The organism is Gordonia sp. YC-XJ4, assembly GCF_059511865.1.
Window position 1 is genome coordinate 4,534,616 of sequence record NZ_CM183447.1, and the last position, 24,041, is coordinate 4,558,656.

General features: G+C 66.4%; 25 protein-coding genes. 13 read left to right on the forward strand and 12 right to left on the reverse strand.

From position 1 onward, the window contains the following. Window positions 1-184 precede the first annotated feature (184 nt). The gene (locus AC5ZH6_RS20110; RefSeq protein WP_006368415.1) at window positions 185-688 is read left to right on the forward strand and encodes a MarR family transcriptional regulator; all 504 of its coding nucleotides are present in this window, start codon (window positions 185-187) and stop codon (window positions 686-688) included. A gap of 113 nt (window positions 689-801) precedes the next feature. Then, the gene (locus AC5ZH6_RS20115) at window positions 802-1,671 is read left to right on the forward strand and encodes a type IV toxin-antitoxin system AbiEi family antitoxin domain-containing protein (protein WP_043457255.1); all 870 of its coding nucleotides are present in this window, start codon (window positions 802-804) and stop codon (window positions 1,669-1,671) included. A 56-nt stretch (window positions 1,672-1,727) separates the two neighbouring features. Here AC5ZH6_RS20115 and mmsB read toward each other — a convergent pair whose 3' ends face one another. The 3 genes from mmsB to AC5ZH6_RS20130 are packed head-to-tail and all read right to left on the reverse strand — an operon-like array spanning window position 1,728 to window position 5,330. Continuing rightward, window positions 1,728-2,597, reverse strand: a complete 870-nt coding sequence (gene mmsB / locus AC5ZH6_RS20120; protein ID WP_006368413.1) for a 3-hydroxyisobutyrate dehydrogenase — start codon at window positions 2,595-2,597, stop codon at window positions 1,728-1,730. A 33-nt stretch (window positions 2,598-2,630) separates the two neighbouring features. Beyond that, complete coding sequence (locus AC5ZH6_RS20125; protein WP_006368412.1) at window positions 2,631-3,794, reverse strand: acyl-CoA dehydrogenase family protein; 1,164 nt, start codon at window positions 3,792-3,794, stop codon at window positions 2,631-2,633. Between the two features lie 6 nt (window positions 3,795-3,800). Further along, window positions 3,801-5,330 carry a CoA-acylating methylmalonate-semialdehyde dehydrogenase gene (locus AC5ZH6_RS20130; RefSeq protein WP_006368411.1) on the reverse strand — a complete coding sequence of 510 codons (1,530 nt, stop codon included), beginning with the start codon at window positions 5,328-5,330 and terminating at the stop codon, window positions 3,801-3,803. Between the two features lie 183 nt (window positions 5,331-5,513). Here AC5ZH6_RS20130 and AC5ZH6_RS20135 point away from each other — a divergent pair, with 183 nt between their 5' ends. Further along, on the forward strand, window positions 5,514-5,972 hold the full coding sequence (locus tag AC5ZH6_RS20135) for a flavodoxin domain-containing protein (protein ID WP_006368410.1): 459 nt from the start codon (window positions 5,514-5,516) through the stop codon (window positions 5,970-5,972). On the opposite strand, the gene AC5ZH6_RS20140 is transcribed toward AC5ZH6_RS20135, so the two are convergent. Further along, window positions 5,902-6,924: a DMT family transporter gene (locus AC5ZH6_RS20140; protein ID WP_014361096.1), complete on the reverse strand. Its 1,023-nt coding sequence runs from the start codon at window positions 6,922-6,924 to the stop codon at window positions 5,902-5,904. The genes AC5ZH6_RS20135 and AC5ZH6_RS20140 overlap by 71 nt on opposite strands. 56 nt (window positions 6,925-6,980) lie before the next feature. On the opposite strand from AC5ZH6_RS20140, the gene AC5ZH6_RS20145 reads away from it, so the two are divergent. From AC5ZH6_RS20145 to AC5ZH6_RS20160, 4 genes are all read left to right on the forward strand, one after another. Continuing rightward, window positions 6,981-7,328 (forward strand): hypothetical protein, encoded by a 348-nt coding sequence (locus tag AC5ZH6_RS20145; protein ID WP_211544049.1) that lies wholly within the window; start codon window positions 6,981-6,983, stop codon window positions 7,326-7,328. Beyond that, window positions 7,325-7,834 carry a SixA phosphatase family protein gene (locus tag AC5ZH6_RS20150; protein WP_249154930.1) on the forward strand — a complete coding sequence of 170 codons (510 nt, stop codon included), beginning with the start codon at window positions 7,325-7,327 and terminating at the stop codon, window positions 7,832-7,834. Before AC5ZH6_RS20145 ends, AC5ZH6_RS20150 begins: the two co-directional genes overlap by 4 nt. Before the next feature lie 147 nt (window positions 7,835-7,981). Next, window positions 7,982-8,356, forward strand: coding sequence for an ArsR/SmtB family transcription factor (locus tag AC5ZH6_RS20155; protein WP_006368406.1), 375 nt, complete (start codon window positions 7,982-7,984; stop codon window positions 8,354-8,356). 332 nt (window positions 8,357-8,688) lie between these two features. After that, window positions 8,689-9,303, forward strand: a complete 615-nt coding sequence (locus tag AC5ZH6_RS20160; protein WP_006368405.1) for a TetR/AcrR family transcriptional regulator — start codon at window positions 8,689-8,691, stop codon at window positions 9,301-9,303. Here the strand turns inward: AC5ZH6_RS20160 and AC5ZH6_RS20165 are convergent, their stop codons facing one another. The 5 genes from AC5ZH6_RS20165 to AC5ZH6_RS20185 all read right to left on the reverse strand — a co-directional run bounded on the left by AC5ZH6_RS20165 (window position 9,304) and on the right by AC5ZH6_RS20185 (window position 15,392). Beyond that, window positions 9,304-10,233 carry an esterase/lipase family protein gene (locus AC5ZH6_RS20165; protein ID WP_420795430.1) on the reverse strand — a complete coding sequence of 310 codons (930 nt, stop codon included), beginning with the start codon at window positions 10,231-10,233 and terminating at the stop codon, window positions 9,304-9,306. 315 nt (window positions 10,234-10,548) lie between these two features. Further along, on the reverse strand, window positions 10,549-11,670 hold the full coding sequence (locus AC5ZH6_RS20170; protein ID WP_211544047.1) for a DNA polymerase IV: 1,122 nt from the start codon (window positions 11,668-11,670) through the stop codon (window positions 10,549-10,551). 56 nt (window positions 11,671-11,726) lie between these two features. Next, the gene (locus AC5ZH6_RS20175) at window positions 11,727-12,500 is read right to left on the reverse strand and encodes a hypothetical protein (RefSeq protein WP_238534749.1); all 774 of its coding nucleotides are present in this window, start codon (window positions 12,498-12,500) and stop codon (window positions 11,727-11,729) included. 286 nt (window positions 12,501-12,786) lie between these two features. Further along, window positions 12,787-13,686 carry a carbon-nitrogen hydrolase family protein gene (locus AC5ZH6_RS20180; RefSeq protein WP_014361102.1) on the reverse strand — a complete coding sequence of 300 codons (900 nt, stop codon included), beginning with the start codon at window positions 13,684-13,686 and terminating at the stop codon, window positions 12,787-12,789. Between the two features lie 2 nt (window positions 13,687-13,688). Further along, on the reverse strand, window positions 13,689-15,392 hold the full coding sequence (locus AC5ZH6_RS20185; protein ID WP_014361103.1) for a flavin monoamine oxidase family protein: 1,704 nt from the start codon (window positions 15,390-15,392) through the stop codon (window positions 13,689-13,691). A gap of 192 nt (window positions 15,393-15,584) precedes the next feature. On the opposite strand from AC5ZH6_RS20185, the gene AC5ZH6_RS20190 reads away from it, so the two are divergent. Further along, entirely contained in the window at window positions 15,585-17,075 is a 1,491-nt protein-coding gene (locus AC5ZH6_RS20190; RefSeq protein ID WP_043457258.1) for a PepSY-associated TM helix domain-containing protein, read from the forward strand. Then, entirely contained in the window at window positions 17,072-17,785 is a 714-nt protein-coding gene (locus tag AC5ZH6_RS20195; protein ID WP_014361105.1) for a DUF5134 domain-containing protein, read from the forward strand. The genes AC5ZH6_RS20190 and AC5ZH6_RS20195 overlap by 4 nt, the downstream gene beginning before the upstream one ends. Window positions 17,786-17,858: 73 nt before the next feature. Here the strand turns inward: AC5ZH6_RS20195 and AC5ZH6_RS20200 are convergent, their stop codons facing one another. Next, window positions 17,859-19,328 (reverse strand): diguanylate cyclase domain-containing protein, encoded by a 1,470-nt coding sequence (locus tag AC5ZH6_RS20200; RefSeq protein ID WP_238534750.1) that lies wholly within the window; start codon window positions 19,326-19,328, stop codon window positions 17,859-17,861. Window positions 19,329-19,529: 201 nt separating this feature from the next. Here AC5ZH6_RS20200 and AC5ZH6_RS20205 point away from each other — a divergent pair, with 201 nt between their 5' ends. Both AC5ZH6_RS20205 and AC5ZH6_RS20210 read left to right on the forward strand, forming a co-directional pair. Beyond that, the gene (locus AC5ZH6_RS20205; RefSeq protein ID WP_014361107.1) at window positions 19,530-19,904 is read left to right on the forward strand and encodes a VOC family protein; all 375 of its coding nucleotides are present in this window, start codon (window positions 19,530-19,532) and stop codon (window positions 19,902-19,904) included. Window positions 19,905-20,034: 130 nt separating this feature from the next. Next, window positions 20,035-20,418 (forward strand): hypothetical protein, encoded by a 384-nt coding sequence (locus tag AC5ZH6_RS20210; protein WP_288338206.1) that lies wholly within the window; start codon window positions 20,035-20,037, stop codon window positions 20,416-20,418. Window positions 20,419-20,446: 28 nt separating this feature from the next. Here the strand turns inward: AC5ZH6_RS20210 and AC5ZH6_RS20215 are convergent. Both AC5ZH6_RS20215 and AC5ZH6_RS20220 read right to left on the reverse strand, forming a co-directional pair. Then, window positions 20,447-21,591 (reverse strand): IS3 family transposase gene (locus AC5ZH6_RS20215; RefSeq protein WP_496167732.1). Its coding sequence is split into 2 segments (ribosomal slippage): window positions 20,447-21,324 and window positions 21,324-21,591, totalling 1,146 coding nucleotides; the frame shifts between segments, so codons are not numbered across the junction. A gap of 186 nt (window positions 21,592-21,777) precedes the next feature. Beyond that, complete coding sequence (locus tag AC5ZH6_RS20220) at window positions 21,778-23,037, reverse strand: IS256 family transposase (RefSeq protein ID WP_163376561.1); 1,260 nt, start codon at window positions 23,035-23,037, stop codon at window positions 21,778-21,780. 143 nt (window positions 23,038-23,180) lie between these two features. Here AC5ZH6_RS20220 and AC5ZH6_RS20225 point away from each other — a divergent pair, with 143 nt between their 5' ends. After that, window positions 23,181-23,339 (forward strand): hypothetical protein, encoded by a 159-nt coding sequence (locus AC5ZH6_RS20225; RefSeq protein ID WP_288336346.1) that lies wholly within the window; start codon window positions 23,181-23,183, stop codon window positions 23,337-23,339. A gap of 61 nt (window positions 23,340-23,400) precedes the next feature. Next, complete coding sequence (locus AC5ZH6_RS20230) at window positions 23,401-24,012, forward strand: TetR/AcrR family transcriptional regulator (protein ID WP_006368394.1); 612 nt, start codon at window positions 23,401-23,403, stop codon at window positions 24,010-24,012. Window positions 24,013-24,041: the final 29 nt, after the last annotated feature.

A 24,041-nucleotide genomic window follows, 5' to 3' on the forward strand; every position in this document is an offset into this window, starting at 1 on the left:
ACCGTAACAAACCCGACTCCGGTCTGCCGGTCTTCGCGCACCGTCAACACCTCGCGGGGCCGACTACTCAGCTTTCATTCATTTGATGTCTATGTTCTTCTCAGCTCCCTCGGAGTCGCCGAGGACGCGGCTGAGCGGGCACGGAGCGAGAAACGCCGCCGCCCGAACGGATAGGGTATGACGCATGGCAGGCCGGAGCATGCGTTTCGATCCCATCGCCGAGGCGAAGGACAACTGGGCCTCGGCCGGATGGGGTGACGTCGCCGACGGAATGGTCGCGGTCACCTCGGTGATGCGCGCCCATCAGATTCTGTTGGCCCGCGTCGAGACTGCCTTGCGCCCTTACGATTTGACGTTCTCTCGCTTCGAGTTGCTCCGTCTGCTCGCGTTCTCCCGGCACGGCGCCCTCCCGATCACCAAGGCCAGCGACCGACTCCAGGTCCACGTCACCAGCGTCACCCACGCGATCCGTCGACTCGAGGAGGCGAAGCTGGTCCGGCGACTACCCCACCCCACCGACGGCCGGACCACGTTGGTGGAGATCACCGACCTGGGGCGCTCCACCGTCGAGGACGCCACGACAACCCTCAACCGCGAGGTGTTCGCCGACGTCGGCATGGACGGTGACGAGATCCGGGGTTTGGTCGGCGCCATCCACTCGCTGCGTCATCACGCGGGGGATTTCTGAGGGTGGTCGTCGTTCCGGGTGATGTTGTGCCCGGAATGCGGGCACAACATCACCCGGAACACTGATCCGAGGCGTCGTGGAACCGACTGGCGGTGTCCCGCGTCGAATTCGTCATGGACATTCACGAGTTGTCGGTGCGACGTGACGGCGTGTTCACCACCGAGGAGGCGACTGCGTGCGGACTCAGCGCGTCGGCAATCCAACGACGGGTCGCCTCCGGCACCTGGCAGGTCGTCGCACGAGGGGTCTATCTCGTTGCCGGACACGCACGTTCGGATCGAGCGCAAGCGCGCATCGCGGTGCTCTCGGTACATCGGCAAGCCGTCCTGGGTGGAGCGGCGGCCGCGTGGTGGCTTGGCCTACACGCCACGGAGCCGCGCAAGCACGTGGTCTTCACCAGCACCCACGGGCGACATCATCGGTCGTCGGCTACCGCCGTGGCACGTTACCGACCACTGCAGGACAAGGACATCGTCGTCCACGACGGCCTCCGGACCACCGGCCCCGACCTGACCGTCCTCGACGCCGCACTCGACTTGGGAATGTCGGTGATCGACTCGGCCCTCCTGTCCCGGTGCGTCACCCCCGAGTCGCTTGCGGCAGCGCATGCCCGGTACCCACGACGCCGCGGCGCGGCACAAGTGGCGCAGTATCTGCGGCTGGTCGGCGACGGTGCACGATCCGAGGCCGAACGACTCACGGTGAAGCTCTTCCGCTCGGCTTACATCACCGGGTGGGTCGCCAACCTGCCTTCGTGCGGGTACGTCATCGACTTCGCATTTCCCGGCCATATGGTCGCGGTGGAAATCGACGGCTTCGGCTTTCACCGCGACGCGGCAACGTTTCAACGAGACCGCACCAAGCGCAACGCACTCGTCGCGGCGGGGTGGACGGTACTCAACTTCACGTGGTCCGACCTGATCGACCGCCCGACCGTCGTGGCTGACCGGGTCGCGCAGGCGCTGCGGTCATCGGCAGCGTGACTCCGGGTGATGTTGTGCCCGGATTGCGGGCACAACATCACCTCGAACGGCTCACCTCAACGCAAGGTCTCGATGATCGCCGAGAAATCCAGTCCCGCGTTCTGCTCGGCGAAGGCCCGATACAGTTGCGCCGCATGGGTTCCCAGCGGGGCGCGGGAACCGGTGTCGGCGATGGCGTCCATGGCCAGGCCGAGGTCCTTGTTCATCAACGCGGTGGCGAATCCGGGTTTGAACTCGTTGTTGGCCGGCGACGTCGGCTGCGGGCCGGGCACCGGACAGTTGGTCTCGATGGCCCAGCAGTTGCCGGTCGCACCGGTCACGACGTCGTAGAGCGCCTGGTCGGAGAGGCCGAGTTTCTCGGCGAGGACGAAGGCCTCGCCGACCGCGATCTGTTGCACGGCCAGCAGCATGTTGTTGCAGACCTTCGCGGCCTGCCCGGCACCCGTGTCACCGCAGTGGATGATCTTGCCCGCCATGGGATCCAGGGTGGTGCGCGCCGCGGCGAAGGCCTCCTCGGTGCCACCGACCATGAACGCCAGGGTGCCCGCGGTCGCGCCCTTCACACCTCCCGACACCGGGGCGTCGACCTGCGCGAAGCCGAGATCACCGGCGCGCGAATTGATCTCACGGGCATCGGCGACCGAGATCGTCGAGCTGTCGATGAACAGCGTTCCGGTGGCGCTCGCCGGGAGGATCTCGTCGTAGAGTTGCTTGACGATCGCGCCGTTGGGCAGCATCGTGATCACGACCTGCGCGACCGCGACGGCTTCCACCGCGGTCGGAAAGGTCTCGATACCGTTGTTCTGCGCGGCTTTCACCGCCTCGGGCACCGGATCGAAGCCGTGCACCGTGTGCCCGGCCTTGACCAGATTCGCCGCCATCGGCCCACCCATGTTGCCCAGTCCCAGAAAGGCGATCGTCGTCATTGTCGAATCTCCATATCGAATCTCTCGGTGATGTCAGTTCGAGAAGCGCGATGCGATGGACCGACCCACCACGACTCGCATGATCTCGTTGGTCCCCTCCAGGATGCGGTGCACGCGCAGATCCCGGACGATTTTCTCGATTCCGTACTCGGCCAGGTACCCGTAGCCGCCGTGCAGTTGCAACGCCTGGTCGGCGACGGAGTAGCACGAGTCGGTGACGTAGCGCTTGGCCATCGCACACTGTTCGACCTTGTCCGGGGCGCCGGCGTCGAGTGCACTCGCCGCGTGCCACAGCATCAGGCGCGAGGTGTGCAGCGAGGTCGCCATGTCGGCCAGCGTGAACCGGATGGTCGACTCGTCGATCAGCGCCGCCCCGAAGGCTTTTCGGGAGGCGACGTAGGCGGCCGCCTTGTCGAAGGCCGCCTGCGCACCACCCAACGACGACGCCGCGATGTTGAGCCGGCCGCCGTTGAGGCCGTTCATCGCGATACCGAATCCGATGCCCTCGGTGTTACCGAGGAGGTTGGTCGCCGGAACCCGCACCTCGTCGAGGATCACTTGCGCGGTGGGTTGGGCGTGCCACCCCATCTTGTGCTCCTGGGCACCGAAACTCAGCCCCGGCGAGTCCTTCTCGACGAGAAAGGTGGAGATGCCCTTGGGCCCGGCATCCCCGGTCCGCGCCATCACGACGTAGAGATCCGACGAACCCGCACCGGAGATGAACTGTTTGACGCCGGTGAGCACGTACTCGTCCCCGACCCGCTCGGCACGGGTCGACAACGCTGCCGCGTCCGAACCGGCACCCGGCTCGGTGAGGCAGTAACTGGCGACGGTGTCCATGCTCGCCAGCCGTGGAACCCACTGTGCGCGTTGTTCATCGGTGCCGTACTCGTCGACCATCCACGTACACATGTTGTGGATGGACAGGAAGGCGGCGACCGCCGGATCGGCGTAGGCGAGCTGTTCGAAGATCCGCACCCCGTCCAGTCGGCGCAGACCACTACCACCGGCATCCTCGGCGCAGTAGATCGCACCCATGCCGAGCTGCGCGGCCTCGCGCAGCTCGGCAACCGGGAAGTGGTTGTCAGCGTCCCACCTCAGAGCATGTGGGGCAATGCGTTTCGCCGCGAAGTCGGCCGCGGTCTCGACGATGACGCGCTCGTCGGCGTCGAGACCGGAGTCCACGAAGGTCGTCATCGCCGATCAGTCCATCGTCGGGATGACGAACTCCGCGCCGTCCTTGATGCCCGACGGCCAGCGTGAGGTGACGGTCTTGGTCTTGGTGTAGAACTGGATCGACGCCGGACCGTGCTGGTTGAGGTCGCCGAAGCCCGACCGCTTCCAGCCGCCGAAGGTGTAGTAGGCCACCGGAACCGGGATGGGAACGTTCACCCCGACCATGCCCACCTCGACGCGGGCGGTGAAGTCGCGGGCGGCGTCACCGTCCTGGGTGAAGATCGCAACACCGTTGCCGTACTGGTGATCCGAGGCCAGGGCGAGCGCGTCGTCGTAGTCGGCGGCGCGCACGATGGCCAGCACCGGACCGAAGATCTCGTCGGTGTAGATCGACATGTCCTTGGTGACATGATCGAACAGCGTCGGGCCGATGAAGAAGCCGTTGGACAGGTCCTCGTCACCGAAGGTCTGCTCGTTGCTGCCCCGTTCCCGACCGTCGATCACCAGGTCGGCACCCTCCTCGACGCCCTTGCCGATGTAGGTGCGCACCCGCTCGAGTGCGGCTGCGGTCACCAGCGGCCCGTAGTCGGCCTTCGGGTCGAGGGAGTGTCCGACGCGCAACGCGTTGACCTTGTCGACGAGCTTGGCGCGCAACCGTTCTGCGGTCTGTTCCCCGACCGGTACCGCCACGCTGATCGCCATGCACCGCTCCCCGGCGCTGCCGTAGCCGGCGCCGATCAATGCATCGACGACCTGATCGAGGTTGGCGTCGGGCATGATGATCATGTGGTTCTTGGCGCCACCGAAGCACTGCGAACGCTTGCCGTTCGCCGCGGCGGTGGAGTAGATGTACTGCGCGATGTCGGAGCTGCCGACGAAGCCGAGTGCCTTGACGTCGGGGTGATCGAGCAGCGCGTCGACGGCCTCCTTGTCGCCATGGACGACCTGGAACACACCGTCGGGAAGCCCTGCCTCGGTGAACAATTCGGCGAGGCGGACCGGAACCGACGGGTCCCGCTCGCTGGGCTTGAGGATGAAGGCGTTACCGCAGGCGAGTGCCGGACCGGCCTTCCACAGCGGGATCATCGCCGGGAAGTTGAACGGGGTGATGCCCGCGACCACACCGAGGGGCTGACGAATCGAGTGCACGTCGATGCCCGAACCGGCGCCCTCGGTGAACTCACCCTTGATCAGATGCGGGATGCCGATCGCGAATTCGATGACCTCGATGCCGCGCTGGATGTCGCCGAGGGCGTCGGCGTGGGTCTTGCCGTGCTCGAGCGAGAGGGTGGTGGCGATCTCGTCGGCGTTCTTGTTCACGAGATCGACGAAGCGCATCAACACCCGGGCGCGCCGTTGCGGGTTCCACGCGGCCCACTCCTGCTGGGCCTTCTTGGCGGTCTCGACCGCCTTGGCCACGTCGTCGGTGCTGGCGAGCGGAACCTGCGCCGCGACGGCGCCGGTACTCGGATTGAAGACGTCGGCGAAGCGACCGCCGTCGGCGGTCACCTTGGTGCCGTTGAGGTAGTGCGGGATGGAGGTGGTGGTTGTACTCACCGCGAGATCACCTGGACTTCTGCTCGGGTTCTGGGGACAACCCCAATACTAGGACATCCAAGTAATTGCGCAAGGGTCGGCCGTCACGAACCGGCGGCGAATGTGGTGAGCAGCACGGACCGGACCGGATGGTGAAGCGCGAGCGAATTAGGGTAGCCTTGCCATGTTTCTGGAAGGAGTCCCATGTCCGTCGTCATCCTCTACGGCACCGAGACCGGCAACAGCGAGTTGGTCGCCGATGCCATCGCCGACGTCCTGAGCGTCGATCACGATCCGTCGATCTACGACATGAGCGAGTTCGCGGTGGAGGATCTCGACGCCGAGGACTTCCTCGTGGTGATCTGCTCCACCTACGGCGAAGGCGAGTTGCCCACCGGCGCCGAGCCGTTCGCCGACGAACTCGACGCCCTGGCCCCCGACCTGTCCGGCCTACGGTTCGCGGTGTTCGGGCTCGGCGACACGGTCTACGGCGAGACCTTCAACCGCGGCGGTGAACTGATGGCCGAGAAGCTCACCGCACGGGGCGCCACGCAGGTCGGCGAGCACGCCCGCCACGACAACTCCTCGGCGGTCAAGCCGAGCGTGATGGCCGCGACGTGGGCGCAGAATCTGATCCCCGTGATCGATCCGGTAACCGCCTGATCTGATCACTGCCAGTCGACGCTCCGGGCTCGGGCTGGGCCCGGGGCGTCGACGCATCCCCGGTCGATTCGACCCCCGCGTCCTCGGAGACAGGGCCCTCGGAGACCGTAGGCGCCGGCTGGCCGGGCAAGGTGCCGCACCGGACCGCCGATTCCTTGGCCAGCTCGACGACCGACCGGATCATCACCGCCAACACCACCCCGAGGAACAGGGCCGTGGTCGTCGAGACCTTGAGGTTCTCGCCGAGCAGCACCACGCCGAGTGCCATCGCCACCGCGGGTTCCATCACATTCATCGCCGGGAACGACGTCTGCAGGTCGCCGGCACCGAAACCCTTCTGCTGGGCGAGGATCGCGCCGGTGGCGACCACGACGAACAGGTACAGCTCGGGGTGCATGAACAGGTGCACCGGATGATGCAGCAGCTGGTAGACGATGGTCTTGATCAGCAGCGCCGACACCCCGAACAGGGTGCCCGCGGCCAACCCGTAGAACAGCGCCCGATAGTGCGGGGTCGAACGCTCGGCACAGACCACACACAACACGATCACCGCGGCGACCGCGGCGACCGTCGCCCACACGACCAGGTCGTGCGGTCGGCGCATCGACGGTTCGGGGCGCGAGATGAGCAGGAACGTTGCCACGCAGATCACCAGGACCGCACCCCATGCCCACTCGCGCTTGGCGGGATGGCGCCGATCGGCCCACGCCTCGAGCGGCAGGGCGAACAGCACCGCGAGGACCACGAGTGGCTGCACCAGCAGGATCGATCCGAGGCCGAGCGCAGCCGCCTGGAGCGCGAACCCGGCGATCGCGATGGACGCCCCCGCCCACCAGCCGCGGGTGATCGCACCCGACGCCCGGGACGCACGCTGACGCAACACGGTTCCGGCGGCGATCAACAGTGCCGCGAGAACCGCGAGTATCGCCGGAACCCAGGAATGCACGTCCACAAGGCTAACGGTGTGCCTACCCGCGAGGCGAGGTTTGCACGTCGTAGGTTGGATGCATGCGGTTGCGATCAGAACTGGAGATCCTCGCGACCCTCGATGCCACCACGATCGAGGCCGTGTGCACCGACCCCTCGCTCGTCGACCACCTGATCGTCGGGTGCCTGGACGAGGCCGCCGACGCCGACACCGCCGCCGAACTGGCCGAGACCTGCGCCGACGCGGCCACCGAGACGGATGCCGACGACCCCGTTCGGGATCATGGCGAGTGGGATCACGCCGCCGAGTTGGCCTGCTTCCACCGGCAGGAGGCCGCGGCGTGGCGGGCCACCGCCCGGGTGTTGGCCCGCTCACAGCGCTCCCGCGACACGCCGTCGTCGCGCCGCAACGGCCGCGGCGTAGCGTGAGCCACTCCGACACCGCCGGCCCCCGGCGGACGCTGGTCCTCATGCGCCACGGCAAGTCCGGTTACCCGCCGGGCGTCGGCGATCACGGGCGCCCGCTCGCCGACCGTGGTCGGCGAGAGGCAGCCCTGGCCGGTCGATGGATGACCGAGGCGGGACTGTCGGTCGACGCCGTGCTGTGCTCGACGGCCACCCGCACCCGGCAAACGCTCGACCGGACCGGGATCAGTGCCCCGACCGTCTACCTCGACGACCTCTACGGCGGCAGTCCGTTCGACGTGCTCGAGGCGCTGCGCATCCACGCACCCGCCAACGCCGCGACCGTGCTCGTCGTCGGTCACGACCCGGGTATGCCGACCACCGCGCTCACCCTCGACCCCGAGGGCAGCATCGATCGCTTTCCCACCTCCGCCTACGCGGTCGTGCGCATCGGTGTGCCCTGGGAGACGATCGGCGTCGACCACGATCCCGACGCCCGCCTCCTGGGTGTGCGCGTTCCGCGCGACTGACCTCGCTCGGGCAACTTCGTCGGTCACGCCCGTGTCCTGCGATCTCGGACTTGTCCCGGGCTGCCCGGCGTCGTATTATCGATTTCGCAATCACGTAATCCATCAATTCATCGTTGACTCCAAGCGGTGAATGACCGAGGAGCCCCCGTGTCGACATCCGGTTTCTCCGGCACCGATCAGCCGCTGTATGAGATCAAGGCCAACCTGTTCAAGGCGCTCGCCCATCCGGCGCGTATCCGGGTCCTCGAGGTCCTCTCGGCCAACGACTCGCCGACCCCGGTGAGCGAACTCCTCACCATCATCGACATCGGCCCGACCACCATGTCGCAACATCTCGCAGTCCTCAAACGGCATCACGTGGTCCGCTCGACGCGCACCGGCAACGCCGTGTTCTACACGCTCGCCCACCCGAAGGTGTCGGAGTTGTTGCTCATCGCCCGGACCTTCCTGTCCGACACACTCGACGAGCAGCGCGAGCAGTACGACGCGATCTCCGCGTTACCGCCCGTCGTCCGGGCCTGACGGCACGCGGTCCACCTTCACCCATCCCCCGACATCCCCGGTGACCGTGGTGAACCCACCCGACCGGACGTGCCGTCGCCGGGTAAGCCATTGCGGCCGAACGGATGTGGCCAATACCGTGCATTCGCCGCCGCGCCAGGGACTCAGACGGGGCGCAGCAGGTCGCGGACGGCGGGCGTCGATGTGAGTACCATCCGTGATGTTCACTGTTCGTCCACTGAGCATTGTCCACAGAGATATGTCCATCGAGTTGTGTCCACCAACTCACGTCCACAGCAGAACAAAAGTCTCGGCCGACCTACCGTCGACCGGACCACACAGAGGAGAACCCGATGCGGTTGAGTGTCGCCGAGCGACGCCGACTCGCCATCGAGGCCACCTTGCGGGTCATCGCGACCGAAGGTGTCGAAAGCGCCACCACACGACGGATCGCCCTGGAGGCGGGCGTTCCGCAGTCGGGGCTGTTCTACGCTTTCGACAGTCGCGACGAGTTGCTCGCGGCAGTGGCCGAGCATGGCATCAACGAGGAATTGGATGCGCTCAACGAGCGGATCCGCGCGCTCGAGGAACGCTCGAGCGACGCACCACTACATCCGCGCGAGGTGATCCGCGCCGGATTCGAGAGCTTCGCCGGAGACGTCGTCGGCAACGCCACCCGCGAGCATGCGCTGATCTCGCTCGGACTGTTCGCGCGCCGGACGACGGGCTTGGAACCGCTGGCCGAATATCTGTACGCGCGCTACACAGAGTTGGTCATCCGGATGCTGCGCGAGGGCGCGCGGCTCGGCGGATTCCGTTGGGCGGTACCCGAAGAGCAGATCGCACCCGCAGTGGTGGCAGCCGCCGACGGGCTCACCCTCGGCTTTGTGATGACCGGTGATCAGGTATCGCTCGAGCACACCACCGATGCCTTTGTCCGAATGCTCGGCACGTACGTCACCGTCTGATCAGCCGCCGGTCACCGGCGACACCGGTACGCACGGCACCGGTCCGGGATGGGCCGGGTCGAGGGCGTTGAGCACCAACGCGGCCGATCGCCGGTTCGCCACGATGGACAGATGGTCGGCGTGATCGATCGGACAGCCGTCCTGCACAACGATATTGGTGACGTCGGTGCCGGGCGGTCCGGGAAGGATGCCCGCCGAGTACGGGGTGACGATCTCGTCGTCGCGCGTCACGATGTTGGTGTACCGCACCCCCGGTAGGTAGGGCGTGGGCAGGCGGACCGCCTGGTTGAAGTTCAGATCCGCCGGCGCAGGCGTGCATTCGGGACACGCCGGATGAGCGGGCGGTGCAATCCCCAGTCGCGCACGGAATGCGGCGATCGTCTCGCCGCGGACGTCGTCGTCGTCGGGGCCCTGACGCCAGTACGGCGCGAGCGACACGTAGTGGGCCACATGGCCGCGCCCACCGAGGTATTTCAGCCAGTAGGTGGGGATCTCGGTGCCCAACGAATGTCCGACGATGTCGACCTGATCACTGCCGGTCGCGGCGCGCACGTGGTCGATGAATTCCTTGACCTGCCAGGCACTGTCGGGTTTGGGTCCGAGTCCGCCGAGCGCCGAGACCGGCCACACCGTGCCGAGGGCACCGTAGGTGGGTGCGAACACGCAGTAGCCGGCGTTGACCAACACCGGCGCCAGCGTGGCCCAATTCGTCTGCTGCCCACCGCCGCTGCCGTGAACCAGGATCACCGGCCGTGGGTGGGTGGCAGACGGGCGGCACGAGTAGTCGTTGGTGCCGGGCAGCGACCCGCCGGGATGGGCGAGTTCGGCGGAGATACCGGCCAGGAAGTCGTAGGTCACGGGTAACGGGGTGTGCGGCCGGGCCTGGGCCGTCCCGATCCCGAGAGCCCCGATCCCGAACACGGAGCCCATGACCATGGCCGCAACGACGACGACCGACGCGACGCGAGGTCGTCGGACCCGACTCCCCGGCGGACGGCAGGACCCGGAGCGGCGCACGTGGTGTTCGAGAAGAGACGACACGCCTTACCGTAACCCCGGGCGGCGACGGTGGAGAAGACCTTGCTCCCCCGCAGATGCGCCGCAGCTGGTGCCGTCGCCCACCCCGCGTGCCCGGTCGGCGATGCGCCGGGAGTCGCGACGCGGGTACGCCAGAGGCGTCCGCCGGGGTGCGGTCATCGGGAAAGCATCGCGAGGACTCGACGCGCCGACCCGAAAGCCGTCCGCTCAGTCCGGCTCGCCCCCGTCTCCCGCAGCGCCGTCCGAGTCCTCGACGAGGTCGAGGCGCACCCCCAGCAGTCGGATCGGTCGTCCCTGTTCGAACTTGCCCAACAACTCCACGACGACCGGGGTGATCACCGCCGCGTCGGTGCCGGGGGCCGGCAACTTTCGCGACTTGGTCCGGGTGTAGAAGGTGGAGGTGCGTACGGTGACGGCCACCCGAAAGGCCACCCGCCCCTCCGCGACGACCTGGGTCAGCAAATCCTCGGTGAGTTCGGTTGCTGCCGCAGCGATCTCATCGGGCTCGGTGAGATCGGTGGCGAAGGTCCGGGATTTGGAGTGGGATTTCGCGACGAACGGTTCGACGGTGATGGTCGAGTCGCCGCCGCCACGGCAGAGTACATACAACCAGTTGCCCTGGTGCGGGCCGAATCTCGCGATGAGGTCCTCGCGGGAGGTGGCGATGAGCTCGTCGACCGTGTTCACCCCCATCTCGGTCAGCTTGTCCGCGGTGCGCGGGCCGACACTCCACAGGTCGCGGGTAGGGGCAGAACCCATGAGCGGCAGCCAGTTCCGGTTGTCGAGTAGGAACACACCACCCGCCGACTCGTCGCGCTTGGCGAAGCCGGTGGCCATCTTGGCACGTTGTTTGTTGTCGCTGATGCCGATACGACACGACAACCCACTGCGGTGCGCGACCTGTTCGCGCAGTCCGGTCGCGAGGGTGCGGATCTCGGCGTCGGTCCCGTCGTCGACCCCGGCGTAGGCCTCATCCCAGCCCCAGACCTCGATGGGGTGTCCCGACTCCCGCAGGATGTTCATGACCTGGGCCGACGCCGCGTCGTAGGCCGCCATGTCGAGCGGCAGATACACCGCATCGGGCATCTTGCGGTAGGCGGCCCGCAGCGGCATCCCCGCTCGCACACCTACCGCACGCGCCTCGTAGGACGCACAGGTCACCACCTTGCGCGCCTCGGTCGGATCCCCGTTACCACCGACGATCACCGGCACACCGACCAATTCGGGGCTGCGCAACCGCTCCACCGCGACCTGGAACTGGTCGAGGTCAATGTGCAGGAGCCACCGATGACGCACAGGAGTCGGCGATCGGTGGCTCGGCTCACTCACCTTCGCCACGATACCGCCGACGTCGTGGTCCCGAGCGTGATCGGGGATGGGCGAGATCAGACCGAGCCGAGCAACCTGAGTCCGACCTGTTCGCATGCCAGCGCCAACGAGTGCCGGTTGTAACGCAGCAACGTCAGATCCGACGTGCCCGGGGCCAACCGGTCGCCGACGGCCGGCAGCCGTTTCTCGTCGGGGACCGAGAAGAACGACGCCGCCTTGCTGACGGTGATCTCGAACCACGCCCGGCGTGGGCTCGTCAGCGCCGGCACCACTTGCGCGAGAACCGTATTCATCATCGCGCGATCGCGATGCAGCGGCGGCGGAACGAGATTGAGCGACCGCGACGCCGTCGCCACGTCGGTGGGATCGCTCAACGCATGCGCGGCGACCAGCAGAAAGGCCAGGCGTACCAGATCCGACCTGGCGGCGTCGTCGCCCTTGGCAGCATCGGACAGCAAGAAGCCCTGGGCACGCACCGGCAGTGCACCGGCGACCCCACGCAAGGGGTTGCTTGCGCCCCGATCCACAGGGCTCCGATCATCGAGCTGCCGGCCATCAAGGCGACGGCCATCGAGGTGACGGCCTCCGAGGGCGTCGCGCAGCATGCCCGCCAGGACGTCACTGGTTCGCAGATGCCTTGCGATCGAGGCGCGCACCTGGGTTCGCGCCGACTCGTCGAGCTCCCACGGCGCCGACGATGACGCGTCGGTCCCGTTGTCGCACACCAGCATCCGCAATGCGGGTAGCACGATCACCTCTTCGACGTCGTAGGCCTCGAGGATCGCGTTTCCGCCGAGAAACGCTCGGCGAGTCCGTGTTTCGCACTCCATGAAGTCGAACAAGATGCAGCCCCCACGTTGAATCGATGGTCCGCCGACGTCCCCGAGCGTCAGTTACTCACGAGTAGGTCTCGTACTGAGGAGTAAGTTAGACCACATTGGGTGCTGTGTCCAGATCTGGCCCACAATCTCTTGTGGTAACGCGTGTATACGAATTGCACACGGGCCGAACGCAATACAGACCAGCGAACATCCGGTGTCAACAGGCGAAGTGTGCGCAGCATCGACGAGGGGCGGTTCACTCCCGGCGAGGCATCAGCTCAGCAGGCTCGCGCCGTCAGTACAACTCCGGACGCCGATCGGCGAGATACCGCCAGGTCTCACGTGACCATCGGAGAGTGTCACGGTCGGCAGTGGCGAGGATGACCTGCTCGTCGCGCCCCGCCGAGACGTCGATGGTGCCGCCGGGGCCGATCATCTCGCTGAGACCGCCGAACGACAGTTCCCGTTCGCTACCAACATAATTCGCGTAGGCGAGGTACACCTGATTCTCCAACGCCCGCGCCGGCAGGAGGATCTGCTGCACCTTGTCGTATTCGGGCATGTTCGCCGTCGGCACACACACCACATCGGCTCCGCGGATCGCCAAGTCGCGCACCATTTCCGGGAACTCGACCTCGTAACAGATGAGCATGCCCAACCGCCATGACCGGAAGTCGATCACCGGCGCACGCGTCGTACCGGCGGTCACCATCGCGACGTCGAGGTCGCCGAAGAGGTGCGTCTTGTGATGGGTCGCGATCGTCACGCCGTCGGCGTCGACGAGCCGAATGGTGTTGTACATCGCCTCTTTCACACCGGCGCCCAACCCATGAGCGTCGGTCACGCGCTCGGCGCACCCGTAGAGCACCGCGAGACCGTACCGCGAACACAGTTGCGCCACCGATGCCGCGATCGGGCCGTCGGCATCATCGGCTCGTGCGCGCGCAGCCGCGGCACCGATGTTGTAGCCGCACAGGAACATCTCGGGGGTGATCAGCAAGTCGGCCCGCCCGGCCACGTCGGCCATGGTGTGCTCGAGCCGCGTCAGGTTCTCCGCGATGACACCTGCGTGATCATCACGGTCGGAATCGCGAAGCGGTGAACACTGCCAGAGGGCCAGGCGCAGGGTGTTGGGCGATCCGGTGTTCGGCGACCCGGCGTGCGGCGATCCGGAATCCAGCGACTTGTCGGTCATCCTCATCCCCCGATGTCGATCGGTCCGAGTTCGGCGTACCGGTCCCCCGGCCCCGGATTATCCGGGTGGCACCGTCCGCCGAAGTGCGTCATCACGCCCCAAACCGCGTTGAGTCCGGTCTGCACCGCCCCCTCCACCCACGCCGGGGTGAACGAGACGTCGTCGCCTGCGATGAAGATCCCCCGCTCCTGCTCGGGAAGGAGATGTTGATCGTGGAAATGACCGTACATGCGGGTGTTGTACCGGTAGTGCCCGGGCAACGCACCCTTGAATGCGCCGAGGAAGTTCGGGTCGTCCTCCCACGAGACGGTGATCGGACGGCCGACGATGTGTTCGGCGATGTCGAGATCCGGGTAGATCTTGCGCAACGCCGACAGTGCCAGCGACACACGACGTTCCACGGGGTGCGGCAACATCTTCAGCGCGTCGCTCATCCACGAGTAGGACAGGCAGATCACCCCGGGACGGTCGGGGCCGTTGTCGAACAGATAGGTACCGCGGGTCAACCGGTCGGTCAGCGTCATGCTGAGCACGTCGCGTCCCGTGCGCGGATCCCGGTCGGTCCAGAATGGCCGGTCGACCATCACGAAGGTCTTCGACGACTGCATGTACCGGGTGCGGTCGAGGGCCATCCACAGATCCTGGCTGAACAGTGCCTCGTCGCACTCGATCTCGGTGGAGAGCAACCACGCCTGACACGTCGCGATCACCGCGCCGAACACCCGCGAATCGCCCCACCGGTCGGTGACCTCGATGCGGTTGGGTCCGAGCCGACGCAAGGAGCGCACCCCGGCCCGTGGGGCACCGTGGTGCAACGACGACAGGCTCGTCCCCACCGGCCAGTGCGTGATCTGTTGCGGCGCATCGGCCCACAATGCCCGCGGCACCTGCTCGGCGCCGCCGACGATCAGGTGCTGATCGGTGTCGCAGTTGGTCAGCACCACCCGCAGGATCTCCAGCATCGAGTTGGCGAAGTCCGAATCCCAACCGCCGGTACCGAATCCGACCTGACCGAACAACTCCCGATGGCGAAACGACAGCGAGCCGAATTCGGTGGAGGTCGCCAGGAAGTCGTAGAAGCTGCGGTCGTCCCAGTCGGCAACGAGTGCATTCCATCGGCGCTTGAGCTCGATTGTGTCACGCTCACGAATGGCCTGCTGCAAACCGGTGTAGCCGGCGATGCGTTCGAGCGCCGCGTCCCACGCGTCGGAGATCTCGCGGTAGACCGGTGGCAGGTCGTCGAGGGTGCGGGCGTAGAACGTCTCGCCACCGATGTCGATCACCGTGCTTCCGGCGGCCTCGGTGAGCGGGTTCGGGAACGGCGCCGACCGCAGACCGAACCGGTTCACATAACCGAAGAAGGCGCTCGACGAGATCGGAAAGCGCATGCCGCCGAGCTCGGCGACCTCCGGTTCACCGGGCACGAACGGCTCCGACCGCAGCCGTCCGCCGATGCGATCGGGCTCGTAGACCACCGGTCGCAGCCCCATCCGCATCAGCTCGTACGCCGCGACCATCCCGGCCATACCGGCTCCGATGACGGCGACCTCGGCACCGAGTGCATCGGCCGGTACCTCGCCGAGCCCGGCGGGATGGGCGATCCACTCGTCGTAGGCGAAGGGGAAGTCGGGTCCGAAGATGGTGATCGGGGCAGCGGTGGTCGGTTCCGCGGTGGTCGGTTCAGCGACTTCGCCGGCTCCGGACATCAGGTGATCAGGGTTTCCCACGCCTGTAGAGGTTAGGCGGTGCGCGACGATCCGTCCGTGGGTGACGCACGACACACCGGGGCCCGGGAACCATCGGTCCCGACGCGCCGACCTCTTCTGCGATGCCCCGGAAAGTTCTCCGGGCCCGCACTCGAAGTCCACCAGCCAGCCCGAAAGCAGGACGTACACGTGGTGACGACCCAGCCCGCCGATGTCTCCGATCCCCTCGAACCCCGGGCGCCCGGGGCGTCGGACCGGCTCGACACACGCGGTGCCGCAGGCCGTTCCGCTGCCGACCGGTGGCGCCCCCTGCTGCTGCGCTGGCACTTCTACGCCGGCATCCTGATCGGTCCGTTCCTGCTCGTCGCGGCCGTCACCGGCACCCTGTACGCCCTGATCCCCCAAATCGATCGCGCCGTCTACGCCCACGAACTGACCGTCGATCGCATCGGCAGCACAGAGCTCCCGCTGTCGGCACAGGTCGATGCCGCGCGGCGTGCGCACCCCGAGGGCGCCATCGTCTCGGTGACACCGGCCCCGCGCGCCGGGGACACCACCCGGGTGGTGCTCGCCACCGACGACCTGCCCGCCGACCGCACCCGCACCGTGTTCGTCGACCCGTACACCGGCGAGGTCCGCGGGGCGCTGCCGACCTTCGGCGAGTGGCTGCCGGTCCGGGCGTGGTTCGACGATCTGCACCGCAATCTGCATCTCGGTGACCTCGGCCGCAACTACAGCGAGATCGGCGCGAGCTGGTTGTGGGTGGTGGCCGTCGGCGGGCTGATCCTGTGGATCGGTCATCGGCGTCGCACCCACAAACTCGCCCGGCTGGCCGTCCCGGACCGCACCGCACCCCGGCGCGCCCGCACCCTGAGTTGGCATGGCGCGGTGGGGGTGTGGATCATCATCGGTCTGATCGGATTGTCGGCGTCGGGACTGAGCTGGTCGCGCTTTGCCGGCGAGAACATCGGTGACCTGCGCAGCGAGCTGTCGTGGACGACGCCTGCGGTGTCGACGACGATCGCCGGCTCCGGTGACGCGGCCGCGCATCACGGTTCCGGTGCCGCCCAGACCGGTCTGGCACCGCTCGGCGCCACCGACTTCAGCGCCACCGACTTCAGCAAGGTCTACGACACCGCCCGCGCCGCCGGGCTGGTCGGTCCCATGAACATCTCGGTGCCCGCGGAGCCGGGAGCCGCCTGGTCGGTGAAGGAGAACGCCCGCGGCTACCCGAGCCACTACGACGCGATCGCCGTCGACCCGCACACCTTCGCCGTCACCGATCGCATCGACTTCGCCCAGTGGCCGTTCATGGCGAAGATGACCACCTGGGCCATCAGCGCACACATGGGCCTGTTCGGCATCATCAACCAGATCGCGTTGGTGGCGTTGGGAATCGGACTCATCAGCGTCATCGTCCGCGGCTACCTCATGTGGTGGCGGCGGCGCCCCACCACAAGCGATCGACATCTCCCCCGGGCACCGCGCCGTGGGGCGCTGAGCACTCTACGTCCGGCGGAGGCACTCGCCGTTGTTGCGGTCGCGGCGGGACTCGGCTGGTTCATGCCGTGGTTCGGAATCCCGTTGGCGCTGTTCGTGATCGTCGACGCCGCGCGCGGGGTGTTCACCGCACGCCGAGGCGCCGACGCCGAGGCCGACACCGCGGCCGGGGCAGCCCGATGATCGACGACATCGTGCTGCGGTGGGTGGTCACCATACTGTTCGCGCTGGCCGCGGCGCAGTGCGCCTACCTGATGCTCACCCGTCGGATGCCGTGGGAGGCCTACGTCGGGCACGTTCTGCACCTCGTCATGTCGGTGGCCATGCTGGTGATGGCGTGGCCGTTCTCGGCGGACTGGCCGACCGCGGGGCCCATGTGGTTCTTCGTCGTCGCGGCAGCGTGGTTCCTGGTGAGTCTGGCACTGCACCCGAGGCTGCGGCCCACCGACGACTGTGGTTGTGTCCCACCGACAACCACACCGTTCGGGCGACTCGCCGCGGTGTATCACGCCACGATGATGGGCGCGATGGCCTGGATGTACGCGGTGATGAACGGCATCGTTCTGCCCGGCGGGCCGACGACGCAGGCGATGGCCATGGGCTCGCCGGGGCCGTCGGTGACCGTGCTCGCGCACAATCACGACGACATGCCCGGGATGAACATGCCCGGCATGGACGTGGGCCATCACGCCGCGCAACCCGGCTACGTGACACCCGTCAACTGGATTCTCACCATCGGCTTCGCTCTCGCCGCGGCGGTCTGGTTGTACCTGTACTTCGCTCGTCGTCGGGCCCCGGGTGCCTCGACCGATCTGATGACCTTCGCCGGGGACCTCTGCCAGGTGTTCATGGCGGTCGGCATGGCGATCATGTTCGGGGTCATGCTCGGCTGAGCGTGGCCGCGCCTCTTCGATCGCGGGTCCCTCAGATCACGGGCTTCAGATCACGGGCTTCAGATCGCGGGCTTCAGATCACCGTGGCCTGCCACCGCTGGGTGGGATGTACCTTTGCGCGGTAGAGCGCACCGTCGGCGACGTCGACCAGGGTGGTACTCGAGACCGTCGGCTCGGGATTCTCCAGCGCGGCGATGCCGATGGAGATCCCCAGGCCCGACACGGGATCGGAGGCGGATGCCGACGTCGAGATCCCGCGAACACCGACGGCGATCGCCGCGGCGAGATCGTTGACCTCCGTGAGGGTCTTGCGGGTGCACACCACCGCGAATTCGTCGCCACCCCAACGACAGACGACGTCCCTTCGGTGCGCGGCCGTGAGCATCGCCTCGGCGACCGATCGCAGCACCGCGTCGCCGGCAACGTGCCCGGAGGTGTCGTTGACCTCCTTGAATCCGTCGAGATCGCAGATCAGCACTCCGAGCACCCCGGTCCGCTGGCCACGCAACCGGTCGTTCAGTTCGTCGAGCCACACCTCACGCACGGTGAGCCCGGTCAGCCCGTCGTGATCGGCACGGTAGCGGATGGCGTTCAACTCGGCGCGTGCCTGCGTCCGGTCGGCGATCGTGCACACGAACAGCGCTGCGTCGGTGATGGATTCGACGCGGCGGGCGGTCACGTCGACCCACCGGTCCCAGTGCAGACCGCGGGGGTGGCGCAGCCCGCAGAACTCGGCGACGCCCGCCCCTTCGCCCGGCTCCAAACCGTCGAACCGCCACGCCAACTCGTCGGCGTCGACCGCGACGACATCGGCGAGCACCCGTCCGTCCCACTCACCGGGTATCGCATCGGTGAGTTGCAGGAAGGCGTCGTTGACGTCGATCAGTCGCAGGCGCGAGTCGAGAAGTGCTGTGGCCAAGGGCGATTCGGCGAACGAGGCCCGATAGAGTCGCACCCGATCGGTCGCCCGGCCGGCCTCGGTGACGCGGGTCAGTGCTATCCCCACCCGGACGCCGAACAGTTCGAGCAGTGCCTGTTGTTCCGGGTCGGGGGTCATCCCGCTGCGCGGCAGGTCGACACTGATGACTGCCTGCAATTGCTCGTCGGCGTAGACGGGAACCAGAAGGGCGAACTCCGGCTCCCACACCGCGGGCGGCAGGAACCCGGGCGCGGTGTCGACGGTGTCGACCGGCTCCGCGCCCGACGCGAACCGTTCCCGCCACGGATCGATCGACGCGACGCCGTCGGCCATCTCCGCTTCTCGCGTCAGGTACACCCCGCCCCAGCGTTCGGCGGAGTCGAGCAGCTCCAGCCAGACGGACTCGGTCATCCGCTCGCCACGGAGGTTCTCGAGTTCAGGCGGACCGACCACGGCACGGACCTCGAAGTCGCCGTCGTCACGCCGCACGTTGACCGCGACGGCGTCGAAGCCGATCACCTCGATGATGCCCCGGGCGATGACCTGCAGTACGTCGTCGAGATCGGCGCCCTCACCGAGTTGCTGCGCGACGCTCATCATCGCGAAAAGCGATGCAAAACTCATCGACGCCCGGCGATCCACGTGAACATTGTGCGCTGTCGCGAAGACCCGTGGGGTGGCGAACCGTACCTTGACTTTGGTTTGGGGTGCAATTCACGAAAAACGTGGAGATCACGGACCTGATGTGTCCGCAATCGAGGAGATGCTGGCAGCGGCCGGGTGACCACCGCACCCGATTCGCAGACAACCCGAAAGGCCGAGCACATGAATTGGACACTGGAAGTCGCATTCCTCCCCGTCACCGACGTCGACCGTGCCAAGGAGTTCTACACCCGCGTCGGTTTCCACCCCGACCATGACAGCTCGCCGTCTCCCGACATCCGGTTCGTCCAGATGACCCCACCCGGGTCGGGCTGCTCGATCGCCTTCGGCACCGGCATCGTCGACGGTCCCCCGCCCAGCCGGTCGACGTTGATGCTCTGCGTCTCCGACATCGACGCAGCTCACCGGCACCTCACCGACGCAGGCATCGAGGTCTCCGACGTCGACATCACCGAGTGGGGACACTTCGTGTACTTCGACGATCCCGACGGCAACCACTGGAATGTGCAATTCCTGCCGTACCGCCAGGAGAGCTGACGGTCCCTCCACCGAGGTTGTCGGCCCCTATTGCCCTCAGAACATTACAGATGTAATCATTACAGCTGTAATGTTCTTCTGCCCGGCCGCTACCGCGCAGCAACCGGAACCCGACCGGGAGGTCACTGCAATGTCCTTCGACCGAAACGACTTCGACTCCTTCTGGGAGGACTGGCTCGAGATCAACCGCGAGGCCGAACGTCGCGGCGACTGGGGAATCCTGGCCGACTTCTACGACGAGGACGCCACATACGGCTACACCTACGCAGCCGACGACCAGTACATGAACGTCGGACGTGAAGAGATCCGGGCAGGTGTGCTCGGTCTGGAGATGCTCGGTTTCCAGGGCTGGACATACCCGTATCAGTCGGTCATCTTCGACGAGAAGACCGGTCAGGCGTTCGGATTCTGGCGTCAGCTCACCACATTCGACGGGCCCAACGGCACTCCCTACGAGATCCCCGGAATCGGCGGAAGTTGGTTCTGGCAGGTCCCCGGTAACCGGTCCAGGTAGTTCTAGAGCCGGTTCCTTGTTGTGATCGTCAGTCGATCTCGCAGCCCACGGGGTGATGTTGGTGGGTGCATCCGGCAGCGTACTCGGCCGGGGTTTGGTAGCCCAGCGCTGAGTGCCGGTGTCGGTGGTTGTGGTCGTCTTTGAAGTCGTCGATGACCACGCGGGCCTCGAGCAGGGTGGGCCAGCAGTTGCGGTTCAAGCACTCGTCGCGCAACCGGTTGTTGAACGACTCGATGAACCCGTTGTTCCACGGTGTGCCGGGCGGAATGTAGGAGATCCCGACCGACCCTGCACAGAACTCTTGTAGGGCTTCTGAGATGAACTCGGGGCCGTTGTCCATGCGCAGCACCATCGGCGGGCCACCCCAGATCGCGAACGTCTTCTCCAACTCCTCGATCAACCGCTCAGCCGGAATCGAGCGGTCCACGATGTTCAGCAACGACATCCGGGTGTGTTCGTCCACCATGGACGCGATCTTGACCTTCTTCCCATCCACGGTGGAATCGAACTGAAAGTCCAATGCCCACACCACTTTCGGTGCATCCGCAACGACGATCGGGACCGATGACTGGCCGGCCCGTTTGCGTCGCGGCGCACGGCGCACTTGCAGGCCCTCTTCTTTCCACAACCGGTGCACCTTCTTCTTGTTGATCTCGATGCCGTCGTCGAAGCGCAGGTGTGCCCACGCCCGGCGGAACCCGTGGCGGGGGTTCTTGCGGGCATACGTACGTAGCTGCTCGCGCAGTGCGGCGTCGGGGTCGGCCGGGGTGTGTGCTTGCGGCAGCCGTCGATAGGCGGAACGGGAAAGCCCAACTACCTTGCACGCCATGCGTTCTGACATGTTCTTGACGTCTTTGAGCATGTCGATGGCGGCTCGTTTGGCGGTTGGGCTCAGAATTTTCCCTTCGCGATCTCCCGCAACGCGTCCTTCTCGAGTTCGGCATCGGCGAGCAGTCGCTTGAGTCGGCTGTTCTGCTCCCGCAGCTCTTTGAGTTCCTTCGCGGCGTCGCCGTCCATGCCGCCGTACTGGCGGCGCCAGTTGTACAACGTGGCCGCCGACACCTCGAGATCGGCGGCGATCTCCTCGCCGGTCTTGCCTTCCGCGGCCAACTCATCGGCCCGGCGCAACTTGCGCACGATGTCCTCAGCCGAATGACGCTTCCGTCCTGCCATGTTCTTCATCGTCCCTTCTTCGCCCTCATCAGGGCAATCAGGACTCTAAAACCACCCGGGCCGGTTCACTGGGGACACGCCAGTTCCAGTACAGCGGCAAGCGAAGTTGGTCGTGGCAACGTGACATGTTCGATCCGGGCGTGGGATAGTGCCCCGTGATGTGGTGGGAATCGGTTCCGCGTCTGGTCAGTCGCAGTGATCAACGAGTTCCGTGTTTTGATCATATCCGTTGCTGGCGTTGAGGGCGTGCTGCTTGGCGGCGATGACGGCTCGGAGTTCGCCCATGGAGCTCTCTGAGAGGTAGCGGCGACCGACTTGCCATTCGTCGTGTTGGTCGATCACCACCGAGGTCGCCAGCCGCAGGAAGGCCTCCGGGTTGGGGAAGATTTCTACGACGTCGGCGCGGCGTTTGATCTCTTTGTTGAGCCGCTCGATGGGGTTGTTGGACCAGATCTTCTGCCAGTGTCCGCGGGGGAACGCGGTGAACGCCAGCACGTCCGTTTTGGCCTCGCGCATCATCTGGTGCGCCTTGGGGAACGAGCCGGCGAAGGTGTCGGCGACCTGGTCCCACTGCGCGGCCACATCCTTGGGGTCGGTGTGGGCGAAGATCGTCTTGACCGCCGCGGTCACCGCGGGTGCGTGCTTTGACGCCACCGTGCCGTGCAGGTTGCGCATGAAGTGCACCCGGCAGCGCTGCCAGGAGGCGCCCACAAACTGCTTGGCTACGGCCGCCTTGAGGCCCGCATGGGCGTCGGAGATGACCAGGTGCACCCCGGATAGCCCACGGGCCTTCAGGGAGCGCAGGAAGTCATTCCAGAACTCGTACGACTCACTGTCCCCGACCGCCGTGCCGAGCACTTCGCGGGTGCCATCAGCGGAAACGCCAGTGGCCACGACCATGGCATGAGATACCACGTGCGCACCGATACGGACCTTGCAGAACGTCGCGTCAGCGAACACGTACGGGAACTCGGTGTGGGCCAGCGTGCGGGTACGGAACGCCTCCACTTCGGCGTCGAGCTCGGCGCAGATGCGGGACACCTCAGACTTCGAGATGCCAGTGTCTACACCGAGAGCCCGTACGAGATCGTCCACTGCACGTGTAGAGACCCCGTGTACGTAGGCCTGCATGATCACCGCGTACAGGGCCCGGTCGATGCGCCGGCGCCGCTCGAGCAGAGCGGGGAAGAACGACCCCGATCGCAGCTTCGGGATCCGCGCCTCGATATCGCCGGCCGGGGTCGAGACAGTCTTGTTTCGGTACCCGTTGCGGTGCGTGGTGCGGTCCTCGTTGCGCTCGTACCTGCCGGCGCCGATCTTGGCTGAGGCTTCAGCCTCGATCAGCGCCTGCAGGCCGGCCCGCACCAGTTCGGCGAACATCGCCTGCGGATCGGCGGACAGGAGTGCATCCAACTGGGCGTGTACGCCAGAATGGGAGTGGGTCATCGCGTGGTGTGTCCTTCCGTGAGCTACTTGGTCGTAACTCATTGACCACTACGCGATGGCCCACCCCCTTGGCGGGCCGCCACACCGTCGTCAGCCCAAACCCCGGCCCCCAAACCCCACCACTCCAGGGGACTTACCCGGGCGTGGCAGCAACGACGATGATGGAGATCATCAAGGACGGCAACAACTCCCCCGAACTCGACGAGCGAATGACGATCATCGCCGCGGGCAACATCGAGTACCACTCGAGCCTGGAGGACATGCGCGCGCCGCTGTGGCCCGTGCCGCGAATTCTCCATTGAGACGACCGCGGTGGTGCGCCCGCCAGGTCGCTCGGCACGGTGATGTGGTTGGTTGTGTGTCATGACCGCGCGACGACCCGCAACAGGGAGCCAGCCCCGCGCCGACCGCTCACGGGCCGCACTGATCGCGGAGACCGTCGACTACATATTGACCGAGGGCTTCACTCCCCCGAGCGTTCGCAAGATCACCGAACGCGCCGGCGTCACCTGGGGTGTCGTCCAATACCACTTCGGGGATCTCGACGGGGTGCTGATGGCCGTGGTCGATCAGGGCTTCGCAGAGCTCAACGAATGTCTCGACGAATTGCGGCGAACGGCCGCCGCCACCCCGATCGAACAACGTACCGAGGTGGTGGTCGACACTGTGTGGCAGGCGTTTTCGACCCCGGTGTCGATGGCGGCACTCGAGATTCTCATAGCCACACGTGTGGGGCGATCAGCCGCGGCCAACAGGCACCTCGCCGCCATGTCGTTACGTCTCAACGACGTCGGCCTGCAACTCTCCGACACCATCGATCCGAAGGACGCCACGCGGATCGGGAGCATCATCTGGACGGCCATCCGCGGCATGGTCACCGTGCAGATGCTCTGGCCCGAGCAGTTGGACTCCGCCGGCGATCGCCGGACCCTCGTCGACCTCATCACGAGCTATGTGCGAAGCCTGGAACAGTGAGGAATACGGCGCCGGAAACCTGACCGCGG

Excerpts from the sequence above, each read along its gene's own strand:
- AC5ZH6_RS20110 (WP_006368415.1), top strand. The coding sequence starts at position 185 with ATGGCAGGCCGGAGCATGCGTTTCGATCCCATCGCCGAGGCGAAGGAC.
- AC5ZH6_RS20115 (WP_043457255.1), top strand. The coding sequence starts at position 802 with ATGGACATTCACGAGTTGTCGGTGCGACGTGACGGCGTGTTCACCACC.
- mmsB (WP_006368413.1), bottom strand. The coding sequence starts at position 2,597 with ATGACGACGATCGCCTTTCTGGGACTGGGCAACATGGGTGGGCCGATG.
- AC5ZH6_RS20125 (WP_006368412.1), bottom strand. The coding sequence starts at position 3,794 with ATGACGACCTTCGTGGACTCCGGTCTCGACGCCGACGAGCGCGTCATC.
- AC5ZH6_RS20135 (WP_006368410.1), top strand. The coding sequence starts at position 5,514 with ATGTCCGTCGTCATCCTCTACGGCACCGAGACCGGCAACAGCGAGTTG.
- AC5ZH6_RS20145 (WP_211544049.1), top strand. The coding sequence starts at position 6,981 with ATGCGGTTGCGATCAGAACTGGAGATCCTCGCGACCCTCGATGCCACC.
- AC5ZH6_RS20160 (WP_006368405.1), top strand. The coding sequence starts at position 8,689 with ATGCGGTTGAGTGTCGCCGAGCGACGCCGACTCGCCATCGAGGCCACC.
- AC5ZH6_RS20165 (WP_420795430.1), bottom strand. The coding sequence starts at position 10,233 with ATGGGCTCCGTGTTCGGGATCGGGGCTCTCGGGATCGGGACGGCCCAG.
- AC5ZH6_RS20175 (WP_238534749.1), bottom strand. The coding sequence starts at position 12,500 with ATGGAGTGCGAAACACGGACTCGCCGAGCGTTTCTCGGCGGAAACGCG.
- AC5ZH6_RS20180 (WP_014361102.1), bottom strand. The coding sequence starts at position 13,686 with ATGACCGACAAGTCGCTGGATTCCGGATCGCCGCACGCCGGGTCGCCG.
- AC5ZH6_RS20185 (WP_014361103.1), bottom strand. The coding sequence starts at position 15,392 with ATGTCCGGAGCCGGCGAAGTCGCTGAACCGACCACCGCGGAACCGACC.
- AC5ZH6_RS20195 (WP_014361105.1), top strand. The coding sequence starts at position 17,072 with ATGATCGACGACATCGTGCTGCGGTGGGTGGTCACCATACTGTTCGCG.
- AC5ZH6_RS20200 (WP_238534750.1), bottom strand. The coding sequence starts at position 19,328 with ATGAGTTTTGCATCGCTTTTCGCGATGATGAGCGTCGCGCAGCAACTC.
- AC5ZH6_RS20205 (WP_014361107.1), top strand. The coding sequence starts at position 19,530 with ATGAATTGGACACTGGAAGTCGCATTCCTCCCCGTCACCGACGTCGAC.
- AC5ZH6_RS20210 (WP_288338206.1), top strand. The coding sequence starts at position 20,035 with ATGTCCTTCGACCGAAACGACTTCGACTCCTTCTGGGAGGACTGGCTC.
- AC5ZH6_RS20220 (WP_163376561.1), bottom strand. The coding sequence starts at position 23,037 with ATGACCCACTCCCATTCTGGCGTACACGCCCAGTTGGATGCACTCCTG.
- AC5ZH6_RS20230 (WP_006368394.1), top strand. The coding sequence starts at position 23,401 with ATGACCGCGCGACGACCCGCAACAGGGAGCCAGCCCCGCGCCGACCGC.